General features: G+C 38.7%; 8 protein-coding genes. 3 read left to right on the plus strand and 5 right to left on the minus strand.

Features of this window, described 5'->3' with window-relative positions; translation table 11 throughout:
• Positions 1 to 99 precede the first annotated feature (99 nt).
• From FHT21_RS05700 to FHT21_RS05710, 3 genes are all read right to left on the minus strand, one after another.
• Complete coding sequence (locus FHT21_RS05700; RefSeq protein ID WP_167293771.1) at positions 100 to 735, minus strand: acetyltransferase; 636 nt, start codon at positions 733 to 735, stop codon at positions 100 to 102.
• A gap of 161 nt (positions 736 to 896) precedes the next feature.
• Positions 897 to 2,078, minus strand: a complete 1,182-nt coding sequence (locus FHT21_RS05705; protein ID WP_167293772.1) for an AIR synthase-related protein — start codon at positions 2,076 to 2,078, stop codon at positions 897 to 899.
• Between the two features lie 1,349 nt (positions 2,079 to 3,427).
• Complete coding sequence (locus FHT21_RS05710) at positions 3,428 to 5,602, minus strand: glutamine synthetase III (RefSeq protein ID WP_167293773.1); 2,175 nt, start codon at positions 5,600 to 5,602, stop codon at positions 3,428 to 3,430.
• Between the two features lie 202 nt (positions 5,603 to 5,804).
• On the opposite strand from FHT21_RS05710, the gene FHT21_RS05715 reads away from it, so the two are divergent.
• Both FHT21_RS05715 and FHT21_RS05720 read left to right on the plus strand, forming a co-directional pair.
• The gene (locus tag FHT21_RS05715) at positions 5,805 to 6,653 is read left to right on the plus strand and encodes an energy transducer TonB (protein WP_167293774.1); all 849 of its coding nucleotides are present in this window, start codon (positions 5,805 to 5,807) and stop codon (positions 6,651 to 6,653) included.
• A gap of 10 nt (positions 6,654 to 6,663) precedes the next feature.
• Entirely contained in the window at positions 6,664 to 7,014 is a 351-nt protein-coding gene (locus FHT21_RS05720) for a hypothetical protein (protein WP_167293775.1), read from the plus strand.
• 669 nt (positions 7,015 to 7,683) lie between these two features.
• Here the strand turns inward: FHT21_RS05720 and FHT21_RS05725 are convergent.
• The gene (locus FHT21_RS05725) at positions 7,684 to 8,301 is read right to left on the minus strand and encodes a hypothetical protein (RefSeq protein ID WP_167293776.1); all 618 of its coding nucleotides are present in this window, start codon (positions 8,299 to 8,301) and stop codon (positions 7,684 to 7,686) included.
• 102 nt (positions 8,302 to 8,403) lie between these two features.
• Complete coding sequence (gene purL / locus FHT21_RS05730) at positions 8,404 to 12,105, minus strand: phosphoribosylformylglycinamidine synthase (RefSeq protein WP_347878498.1); 3,702 nt, start codon at positions 12,103 to 12,105, stop codon at positions 8,404 to 8,406.
• A 193-nt stretch (positions 12,106 to 12,298) separates the two neighbouring features.
• Between purL and FHT21_RS05735 the strand changes: the two genes are divergently transcribed.
• On the plus strand, positions 12,299 to 12,679 hold the full coding sequence (locus tag FHT21_RS05735; RefSeq protein WP_167293778.1) for a VOC family protein: 381 nt from the start codon (positions 12,299 to 12,301) through the stop codon (positions 12,677 to 12,679).

The following is a 12,679-nucleotide window of genomic DNA, read 5'->3' on the forward strand; positions in this document are numbered from 1 at the left end:
CTCAAAATGATAAATGTCAAAGCCCCGATCATTCGATCGGGGCTTTTTGTTATAAAGCTGAATACTAATGGGATTTATGGAATCAAACTATTCAGATTACTATCCTACCTCTTTTTTAACCTTTGCAGGCACACCCGCAACCATCACATGTGGCGGAACATCTTTTGTAACACAAGCGCCAGCGGCTACATAGGCTCCCTTTCCAATGGTTACGCCTGGGATTACCGTTGCACCTGCACCTATAAAAACGCCTTCGTTAATGTTTACGTTTCCGGCAATGGTTACGCCGGGAGAAATGGTCACGTAGTTTTCTAGTATGCAATCGTGGCTGATGTTGCAGTTGGAATTAACAATACAGTGGTTACCGATACGCACATTTGCATTGATTACACAGCCTGGCGCAATACAGTTGCCATAACCAATTTTAATAGAGGGACTGATATAATTGTGCTGATGGATGATATTGATGAATTTGTAGCCTTTGTTTTCTAATGGTTCAATGATCGATTTTCTTTCATAAGTGCCTATTGCACCAATTAATACAATATTTAAAGCAGCAGGATGTTTTTCTAAAAAGGATGGTAAAAAAATAACTGGCTTGGCTATATTTGGATGATTAACAGCATTATCCAGGTTTATTACATATCCTGCTAATTGATATTCGTTATTGCCGTTTAAATATTCGCTAAGCTCTGTAGCATGTTTGCCTGCACCAAGAAGATATACATTGATCATAACATTATTCCTGTTTGGAGTAATTTGTTTAAATCCAATATACATTTATATCAGCAAAATTAAATGATGTATCGATAAAGATATAATAGGGTTTCGGGAAAATATTGCAATAAAAAAACTGTGAAGAGAATCTCAACACAGCTTTTGTCATTTTTTATTCCTTAATGATAAACGAAAGTTCCTTTTTCGCTTTCGATAGTTACCTGTTTCTGATCGCCTTTTTCTACGCGGCCGATAATCTGCGCATCGATATTAAAGCTTTTTGATATCTCTATAATGCTTTCGGCGATTTCTTGTGGTACGTAAAGTTCCATTCTGTGCCCCATATTAAACACTTTGTACATTTCTTTCCAATCGGTACCCGATTGTTCTTGTATCAGTTTAAATAGTGGTGGAACAGGGAATAAATTGTCTTTTATAACGTGAATATCATCATTGATGAAATGAAGCACCTTGGTTTGTGCGCCACCACTGCAGTGCACAATACCATTGATCTGGTTACGGTAGCTTTCTAAAATCTTTTTGATTACCGGTGCATAGGTACGGGTAGGAGAGAGTACCAGTTTACCAACGGTTATTTTACCAAAACCATCGATTTCAATTTCGTCGGTTAGTTTTTTACCGCCCGAAAAAACCAGGTCGAAAGGCACTGCCGGATCAAAACTTTCAGGATAGTTATTGGCAATAGATTTCTCAAAAACATCATGACGGGCAGAGGTTAAGCCATTTGAGCCCATACCGCCATTATATTCTGTTTCGTAAGTGGCTTGTCCGGAAGAAGCCAGTGCCACAATTACGTCACCAGGTTTAATATTATCGTTACTGATGATCTCTTCGCGTTTTAAGCGGCAGGTCACTGTAGAATCGACAATAATGGTCCTCACTAAATCGCCAACATCGGCAGTTTCGCCGCCGGTAGAATAAATCGAGATGCCTTGCTCGCGCAGATCGGCTAAAATTTCTTCTGTTCCGTTAATTACAGCAGCAATTACTTCACCTGGAATCAGGTTTTTATTGCGGCCAATGGTTGATGACAGGAGGATATTATCGGTAGCACCAACGCAGATTAAATCGTCGATATTCATGATAATGGCATCTTGAGCAATCCCTTTCCATACGGAGATATCGCCGGTTTCTTTCCAGTATACGTAAGCTAATGATGATTTGGTGCCTGCGCCATCGGCATGCATGATGTTACAGTAAGATGCATCACCACCTAAAATATCAGGAATGATTTTGCAGAATGCTTTTGGGAAAATTCCTTTATCGATGTTTTTGATGGCATTGTGCACATCTTCTTTTGAGGCAGAAACGCCACGTTGATTGTACCTGTTATCACTCATGTTGGCGCAAAGATAAGGTTTTAAGGGGAAAGACTAAAGCTAAATACGTAAGGTTTTTTGTGGCTAAATGGCAAGGCTTTTTTGCGCCTTAGGCACCAGGGTTTGTTTACCATGAAGGCACAAAGATTTAAAGTTGTAAAAGGGATGGTTTCATTTTTTTTGAAAGTGAATGTCCGTTTTTCATGGCGGTTTTCAGTCCCGCTTTTCCTCCTGCCGTTTTAAATTTCTTAGATTAAAAAAACTGTCGATTAAAACGGCATCCGTACAATCGGGCTTAGGGTACTGAGGATTGTTCGTGATGGCGGTTTTTTTTCTTGTACGGGCCTATGTTAAATAAACCTGATTGCATGGATGCTGTGAGAGATAGATTAAAGAGCTGAAGAGAAGTTTACAGCAGGAAGGAAAGCAGGACTGGATTAACCGATGAGCACTGGTATTGCTTTCAAAAAAATAGATTACCAAAGTACTGACTACACAAGGGTTTATGATGAAGATAATATCATTGAGCGGTTTTTGGAAGTGAGCGTTAGTCTTTCATGGCGGTTTTCAGCCCCGCTTTTCCTCCTGCCGTTTTAAATTTCTTAGATTAAAAAAATTGTCGATTAAAACGGCATCCGTACAATCGGGCTTAGGGTACTGAGGATTGCGCGTGATGGCGGTTTTTTTCCTTGCAAGGGCCTATGTTAAATAAACCTGATTGCATGGATGCTGTAAGAGATGGATTAAAGAACTGAAGAGAAGTTTACAGCAGGAAGGAAAGCAGGACTGGATTAACCAATGGGCACTGGTATTGCTTTCAAAAAAATAGATTACCAAAGTACTGACTACACAAGGGTTTATGATGAAGATAATATCATTGAGCGGTTTTTGGAAGTGAGCGTTAGTTTTTCATGGCGGCCTGCAGCCCCGCTTTTCCTCCTGCCGTTTTAAATTTCTTAGATTAAAAAAACTGTCGATTAAAACGGCATCCGTTCAATCGGGCTTAGGGTACTGAGAATTGCGCGTGATGGCGGTTTTTTCCCTTGCATGGGCCTGTTTTAAATAAACCTGATTGCATGGATGCTGTGAGAGATAGATTAAAGAGCTGAAGAGAAGTTTACAGCAGGAAGGAAAGCAGAACTGGGTTAACCGATGTGCACTGGTATTGCTTTCCATAAAAAAGAAGCTATCAGATCCACTGTGAATAGATCCTGAAACAAGTTCAGGATGACGGTATGTAGGAATTTCAATTAAACGATTAACCAGTTTGCAATTTTCAGTTGTTAAGATGGCCGGAACAATTGAACCAACAAAAAAGGGCGTAAAGTTTAAACCTTACGCCCTATACCTTAAACCTTACGGCTTAAAATCTATTTCATGAATAATAATTCTCTGAATTTTGGTAAAGGCCAAACGCTGTCGTCAACAATTTGCTCTAATTTATCAGCGTGGTAACGGATGGTATCGAAGTAAGATTTAACTTTCTCATCGTAGGCAATCGCTTTTTCGCGGGTATCTTCGATTTTGTTGGTTAATTTACGTTCTTCTAACATCGCATCGATATTGGTTTTCACAATTTCTAAATGCTCTGATAATTTTTTCACGATATCAAGAGAAACTTTGCTGTCTACACCGATTGCTTTTAATCCTTGTACGTTTTCGATCAAAGCATTTTGGTAAGCAATTGCAGCTGGGATAATGGCGGTGTTAGCCACTTCGCCCATTACGCGTGCTTCGATCTGTAATTTTTTATAGAAGTTTTCTAACATGATTTCATGACGGGCATGAATTTCACGTGGGCTGTAAATACCTGTTGTTGCAAATAACTCAGCTGATTTTTCAGTTAAGTAAGCATCTAACGCTTTTGGTGTAGTTTTGATGTTTGATAAACCGCGTGCGGCAGCTTCATCTTCCCACTCCTGGCTATAACCATTACCTTCGAAACGGATATTTTTAGATTCCTTGATGTATTTTTTGATCACGGTTAATAAAGCAATGTCTTTTTTATCACCTTTTTTGATCAATTTATCCACTTCAGTTTTAAATTTAACCAATTGTTCGGCCATGATCGCATTTAAGATCGTCATTGGAGCAGAAGAGTTTGCTGAAGATCCAACAGCTCTAAGCTCAAATTTGTTACCTGTAAATGCGAAAGGAGAAGTACGGTTACGGTCGGTATTATCTAATAAAATCTGAGGGATTTTAGGGATACCTAACCAAAGTGCGTTATCTTCTTTGATTTTTTTGCTGATACGTGAGTGTTCAATCTCATCTAATACATCATTCAATTGAGAACCTAAGAAGATAGAGATAATTGCTGGTGGAGCTTCGTTAGCACCTAAACGGTGATCGTTGCTTACTGATGCAATACTTGCACGTAATAAATCGGCATGCTCGCTAACTGCTTTAATGGTATTTACAAAGAAAGCAAGGAACATTAAGTTATTTTTAGGTGTTTTACCTGGTGCCAATAAGTTTTTACCGGTATCGGTAATTAGCGACCAGTTGTTGTGTTTACCTGATCCGTTGATACCTGCATATGGTTTTTCGTGTAATAAAACACGGAAGTGGTGACGGCGGGCAACTTTCTCCATCAAATCCATCAACAATTGGTTGTGATCGATAGCTAAGTTGATTTCTTCATAAATTGGTGCACACTCAAATTGAGAAGGGGCAACCTCATTGTGACGGGTTTTTAATGGAATACCTAATTTTAAGGCTTCATTTTCGAAATCTACCATGTAGCTGAATACGCGCTCAGGGATAGAACCGAAATAATGATCTTCTAATTGTTGGCCTTTAGCAGACATGTGTCCGAATAAAGCACGGCCTGTTAACAATAAATCGGGACGAGCATTAAACAATGACTCATCAACCAAGAAATATTCTTGTTCGATACCTAAAGAAGCATTTACTTTAGTAATGCTTTTATCGAAATACTGGCAAACATCAACAGCAGCTTTATCAAGCGCAGCTAATGCTTTTAATAAAGGTGCTTTATAATCCAAGGCTTCTCCGGTATATGATACGAATACTGTAGGGATACATAGTGTTTTACCTGCTTTGCTTTCCATGATGAAAGCTGGAGAAGAAGGATCCCAAGCAGTATAACCACGAGCTTCGAAAGTATTACGGATACCACCGTTAGGGAAACTAGAAGCATCTGGCTCTTGTTGAACTAATGCGCTACCTGCAAATTTTTCGATAGCACCATCGCCGCTTGGCTCAAAAAACGAATCATGTTTTTCGGCAGTTGTGCCAGTTAATGGCTGGAACCAGTGCGTGTAGTGCGTTGCGCCAGCGCTCATTGCCCAAGCTTTCATAGCTGTAGCAATTTGGTTAGCATCGTCAGAATTGATTAACTCACCCTGGTTGATAGATGAAATTAATTTTTCATACACGTCCTTAGATAAGAAATCTCTCATTTTTTTCTTATCAAATACATTCGAGCCGTAAAAATCAGAAATTTTCGCTGAAGGAGATTTAACTTCAGGTGAAATTCTGTTTTGAGCCTCTTTTAATGCGATGGTTCTTAAGCTTTTCATTAATTTGTTATGTTTTTTGTCAAAAATAGTATATTTTATTAATTTCAGTAAAAGAATCGTATTATTTTTATCAATTTTATTGAAAATGAAATAAAAAAATGTTTTTCGGATGAAAAATTTCATTTTTTGTAAAGAAAATAGATTTTTCGAATGTTTTATGGAATTGAGGATTTAGCTGCATCATGCTATAAAAATAAAAGCTATGTTCAACTCCTCAATTAACGTATACAAAACCGAGTGGCTCGATCTTGTATTTGCAAACCGCAACAAAAACTATGGCGCTTATGATTTAAGATCGAAATCTTCATCGATTATGACGAGAGCGCTTTTCGTATCTGGAAGCCTTTTTGTACTCTTGTGTTTCTCTCCCTTAATCTATGCAAAGCTCTTTCCTAAGGAAATTATCGTAGAGGCTCCGCCAAAGGTTGTCAATTTAACTGATGTGATCCATCAGATGAAACCAAAAACTCCCGAACCAGAGAAAAAAGTGGAGCCTGCAAAAGCTGATCCCGTTAAAGTTAAAACGGTTGCCCTATCTAATAATATAGTTGTCGTAAATAAAGTAGATCTTCCTGATCCACCTACAATTAAAGAAATTCAAAATGCAGTGATCAGCGATAAAACGCAAGATGGGGTTGTGGCTCCTGCTGCAGTAGTAACCGACAATACAGCTAAAGGTAGTGGCGATGGCTCAGGAACAGCTAAAGAAGGTACAGGAACACCCGAAGATAAAGAGATTTATTTAGGTGCTGATGAATACCCTGAATTTAACGGTGGTGCCAAAGCCTGGTCTAAATATATGGAACGTAATTTAAGGTATCCCTACCAGGCGCAAGATGAAAATGTTCAGGGGAAGGTATTTGTGAGCTTTGTAGTAGAGAAAGATGGTTCTGTTACAGATGTTAAAGTACTAAGGGGACTTGGGTTTGGATGCGATGAAGAAGCGATTAAAGTGATTAAAAAATCACCACTGTGGAAACCAGGGAAAAATAAAGGGGTTCCGGTGCGTGTAAGGTATAATATGGCAATTAACTTTCAGATTTCTAATTAAACCACTCCGCATGAAAAAGCCCGTTTTAATATTGATATTTATTTGCTTCGCAGCACTTCATTTAAGTGCTAAAGTTGTAAGGCATGTAGATACTTCAAAAATATATAGTGTTAAACTGGCGAATACCGATTTGAAAAATGGAAAGATTAAATTTCTAATCCGTGGTGGTATAGCATCTACATATATTAAAGGACAGGAACTATTTGAAAAGAAATATGGTGTAGATTATTATGATTTTGGATGTGTAATGCCTTCGGGCCTTTCTATAGAGGATTATAATAAAGTTGTGGCTTCTTTTATGGACAGGAAATATGGAAAGGTTTGGCGCAAAGAAGTGAGGAAGGATATTCAGGGGATTTAGGGAGATAAATTCGTCACCCTGAACCCGTCTCAAGGTCTATCAAGGAAAGATGCTGAATCAAGTTCAGCACGACGACTAAATAAATTTTCTATTAATGCGCTCTTAGAAAAAATGTGAGGTTGGGTAAATTGAAACGGTTTAGGCAAAAGCTTAGACCGTTTTTTTCTTGCAGTTGTCACACCGCCCAGATTTTTCCGCTATAACAGAAAGGAAATATATCCATAAAACCGCTTCGGTTTTGACGTTAATGTATGTGAATATGTATTGTGGCTTTTTTGGAAAGCAAATACAGTGCTTTTTGGTTCCGGTAGTCCCGCCCTTTGTTTCAAATCCTCGCCCTCGTGCCTCGGGCTGCGGGTTTTCCACTTCGGTCGGGTTTAGGTGGCAGGGCGGGTATTTCTATTTAGGTTTTACCCAATCCTAATTCTGTGGTTTGTATCTGCTCTGACCGCAATTTTTTAACTTGTTTTTGTGCATAGTTTTATCGGTAAAGTAGACGCTGTTTAATATTGTAGTTGGTTACACCAAAAAAATGTCGTGTTAAGTTGGAACAGGCGGACTTCAATAAAGGTTATATTAGATTAAGGAAACTTTTATAAGAAAAAAGTAATTTCGAATGCGAAATTACTTTTTTAATTTTTCAATGATACAGCACAGCTGATTGTAAATTTACTCTACTGCACTAACAATGTATTTTATGTTGGTAACACTAACGTGCGTTGGTGATTGGGTATCTAATACAAAAGTTCCATTTACAGTTATTATACCATCAGAAGATCCACCATATTGAACAGCGAAAGTACTATACTGTGGAAATGAAGTCAAATCTCCCGTGCCATTAATGTAATTGTTAAAAGCACTATTATATGCATTTATAGCATCGTAGGTATTGGTAGTCAAACCCCCAACAACTGTTCCTAAGAGCATGGTGAAATGAGGCCCGTTTTGAGTAAATGAAAGCATATTTGAAGGACTATACCCTCCACTATAATAAGGGGTGTAAGGCGTTCCATTTTGATAGCTTTGAATACTTAATGGATAAGTAAAAGTGTTTCCAAAATTAATCCCTCCTCCGTAACTAGTTACATAATCGCCGTTGGCATTCAAAACAACAAAACTGCCCAAACCACCATTAGGATTTGGAGTCTCTGGTGTTACTGCAATTTTCTTGCTAAGTTTGATTTCTTGATCTGTATTGTTAGTTGCAATATCTTTTTTGCAAGAAGTTGCAGTTAGAACAAACAAGAAACAAATGATAAGAGGGTTCGATTTAAATTTTTTTTTCATGTCTTTAGGTTTAATGTTAATTAATTTTATAAAAAACTTAAACACAAGATAACCATTTTTATAATAAATTGAATCGAAACACTTTAATTTTAAAATTGCATTTTATTCACCACACTTTTCAATCCATTTTCTGGCATTTACAAAAGCTTCCATCCATGGCGAAACTTCATCTTTGCGGCCTTGCGGGTAATTTGCCCAGTGCCATTGGAACAATGAACGCTCAATGTGCGGCATCATGACCAGGTGGCGACCACTTTCATCGCATAACATTGCGGTGTTGTAATCTGAACCATTCGGACTAGCGGGATAAGTTTCGTAAGCATATTTGGCTACGATTTTATATTGATCTTCTGCATATGGTAGTGAGAATCTGCCTTCGCCATGTGATACCCAAACGCCTAAAGTGCTTCCTGCCAATGTAGATAACATAACCGAATTATTTTCCTGTAAGGTTAAAGAAGTGAAAATACTTTCGTGTTTGCCACTTTTGTTATGCAACATTTTAGGTTTATCGGCGTGGTCTTTATTAATTAAGCCCAGCTCAACAAATAACTGACAGCCATTACAGATACCTACAGATAAAGTATCGGGACGGGCAAAGAATTTTTCTAAAGCAATTCTCGCTTTTTCGTTGTATAAAAATGCACCTGCCCAGCCTTTAGCCGATCCAAGAACATCAGAGTTAGAGAAGCCACCTACTGCACCAATAAACTGAATATCTTCTAAAGTTTCTCTTCCGGTGATTAAATCGGTCATGTGTACATCTTTCACGTCAAAACCTGCTAAATACATGGCATTGGCCAATTCGCGCTCTGAGTTACTTCCTTTTTCACGGATAATAGCCGCTTTTGGACGTGGTTTGCTGGCGTCGATTACCGGCTTCTTACCATCAAATTGCGTTGGGAAAGTATAATTTAAAACCTGGTTTTTATAATTATCGTAACGCTCTTTCGCTAAGCCATTACCAGTTTGTTTGCTATCTAATAAATATGAAGTTTTGAACCAAACATCGCGTAAATGATCAATATCAAAACTGAAGCTGTCTGCACCATTTTTAACTTCCAATTTAGCTGATGTATTTACTTCGCCAATTTTGTGGAAAGCAACACCTGCCTGTGCGAAAGTTTCTTCAACCGAAGCATCAGCCTGGAAAACGATACCAATGTTCTCTGCAAATAATACTTTAATGCTATCGGTTTCTGCCAGTGAAGATAAATCGAGTGATGCACCTAAATTGCGGTCGGCAAAACACATTTCCAATAGGGTAGTAATTAAACCTCCACTACCAATATCGTGACCGGCCTGTATTTTATCAGCCTTAATTAATTGCTGTAGTGTATTGAAAGCTGTTTTAAATTGATCAGCTTGTTTTACATCGGGGGTTTCAGTGCCGATTTTGTTTAAAATCTGGGCAAAAGATGAACCACCTAATTTATAAGTATCATTTGAAAGATTGATGTAATAAACCGATCCGCCATTTTTTTGTAGCACCGGTTCAACCACTTTGGTAATGTCGCTACAATTTGCTCCGGCAGAAATAATTACAGTACCAGGTGCAATTACATCACCGTTTTTGTATTTCTGTTTCATTGATAAGGAATCTTTTCCGGTTGGGATATTGATTCCTAAATCGATGGCAAAATCAGAACAGGCCTTTACTGCGGCATATAAACGGGCATCTTCACCTTCGTTTTTACAGGCCCACATCCAGTTGGCAGAAAGTGAAACACTTTTTAAACCATCTTTTAAAGGGGCCCAAACAATGTTCGATAGTGATTCGGCAATGGCATTGCGGCTACCAGCTGCCGGATCGATCAAAGCCGAAAGTGGCGCATGACCAACCGAAGTGGCAATACCTTCTTTACCCTGAAAGTCTAAAGCCATTACACCACAGTTGTTTAGCGGCAATTGTAATGGTCCTGCACATTGCTGTTTGGCTACACGGCCACCCACACAACGATCTACTTTATTGGTTAACCAATCTTTAGCTGCAACCGCTTCTAATTGAAGCACCTGTTCTAAATAGGTGTTTAATTCAGTTTTATTATATTCAACAGCTTTGTATTTACGATCAATGGTTTGATCGTCCATTACAATTTTTGGAGAACTTCCAAACATGGCAGCCAACTCTAAATCCATTGGTTTTAAGCCTGTTGTTGCCGATTTAAAGGTGAAACGATGATCGCCGGTTACTTTACCTACGGTATACATTGGTGAACGTTCGCGGGCGGCTATTTTTTGTAGGGTTTCGATATGGTCGTTACCGATTACCAATCCCATTCTTTCCTGCGATTCGTTACCGATAATTTCCTTAGCCGAAAGGGTAGGATCGCCAACTGGCAATTTATCAAGGTCTATTAATCCACCGGTTTCTTCAACCAGTTCTGATAAACAGTTTAAGTGCCCGCCCGCACCATGATCGTGGATCGAAATAATTGGATTATGATCGCTTTCTACCAAACCACGTACTGCGTTTGCGGCACGTTTTTGCATCTCGGGGTTCGATCGCTGGATGGCATTTAATTCAATACCGCTTCCGTGCTCGCCAGTATCTGCAGATGAAACTGCTGCACCACCCATCCCGATTCTATAATTTTCTCCACCTAAGATCACGATATTATCGCCTTCTTTGGGTTTAAGTTTTTGTGCCTGGCTGGCTTTGCCGTAACCAATACCGCCGGCAAGCATAATTACCTTATCAAAACCCAGTGTACGGTTATCTTCTTCGTGTTCGAAAGTTAAAACCGAACCTGTAATTAGCGGCTGACCGAATTTATTTCCAAAATCAGTAGCACCATTTGATGCTTTGATCAGGATATCCATTGGTGTTTGGTATAACCATTGTCTTTCTTCAACACCTTTTTCCCATGGGCGGTTATCTTCCAAACGAGAAAGTGCAGTCATATAAACTGCAGTTCCTGCCAAAGGCAAAGAGCCTTGTCCACCTGCCAAACGGTCTCTGATTTCACCTCCAGAACCTGTTGCAGCGCCGTTAAAAGGCTCTACAGTAGTAGGGAAATTGTGTGTTTCTGCTTTTAGGGAGATGACAGATTCGAAATCGCTTGTGGTATAATAGTCAGGCTCATCGGCACGTTTAGGTGCAAATTGCTGTACTTTAGGACCTTTAATAAAAGCTACGTTATCTTTATAAGCAGAAACAATATCATTAGGGTTTTCTTCTGATGTTTTGCGAATCAACTTAAATAAAGAAGTAGGCTGCTCTACGCCATCGATTACAAATTTGCCATTAAAAATTTTATGGCGGCAGTGTTCCGAATTTACCTGAGAGAAACCAAAAACTTCAGAATCGGTTAATGGTCTTTCTAATTTTTGTGCTAACGTATTTAAATATTCAACTTCTTCATCACTTAAAGAAAGTCCTTCTTGTTTATTATAAGCTGCAATATCGATGATTTCTAAAATCGGCTCAGGTTTGATGTTGATGGTATAAACCTCCTGATCGAGCTTGTTGTATTTTTGAGAAAGCATCGGATCATAATCAGCAAAACTTTCGTCAACCTGCTTAAATTCTTCAATTCTGATGATTCCCTGCATGTCCATGTTTTGGGTAATCTCTACTGCATTGGTACTCCATGGAGTAATCATTGCTGCCCGTGGCCCAACGAAAAAGCCCGCTAAAGCTGTTTCTTGCGAGATTTTGGCACCGCCAAATAACCATTCGAGTTTAGTAATATCAGTGGTAGAAAGCGTTTTGTCTGTTTGTAAAACAAAAATCGCCTGCGATTGACTAAGGAAGAAATGAATCATGCTTTTTTTTTGAAGTTGCAAAAATAGCGTTTTTATATCAAAAAACTGGTGTACTATGGTGATTGAATGAGAGAATTTTGAAGATAAAATGATTAAAGGTGAATTATTGAATGATGGAGTTTTGGGTGGGTGGTACCTTAATGAAAAGATTTTGATTAACTGATGGGTATATTTTGCAACTTTGCTGGTAATTCAATCATACACTCATTAATTCAATCAATCGTTATTTATGCTACGTATCCATCATATTGCCATTATTTGTGCTGATTACGAGAAATCGAAAGATTTTTATGTGAATAAGCTGGGTTTTACTGTTTTGGCAGAGGTTTACCGGGCTGAAAGGAAATCGTATAAGTTAGATCTTGCCGTAAATGGTGTATACCAGATCGAGCTTTTTTCTTTTGAAAACCCTCCTGCAAGGCCATCGCGACCAGAAGCGCAGGGTTTGCGCCATTTGGCTTTTGAGGTAGCGGATATTGAAAAAGAGATTTCGCGCTTAAATGATCAGGGAATTGTTACCGAACCAATTCGTATTGATGAATTTACGGATAAGCGTTTTACTTTTTTTGCTGATCCGGATGGTTTGCCTTTAGAATTGTACGAAATTTAG

Source organism: Pedobacter sp. SG908 (assembly GCF_011759615.1).
GTDB lineage: Bacteria > Bacteroidota > Bacteroidia > Sphingobacteriales > Sphingobacteriaceae > Pedobacter > Pedobacter riviphilus.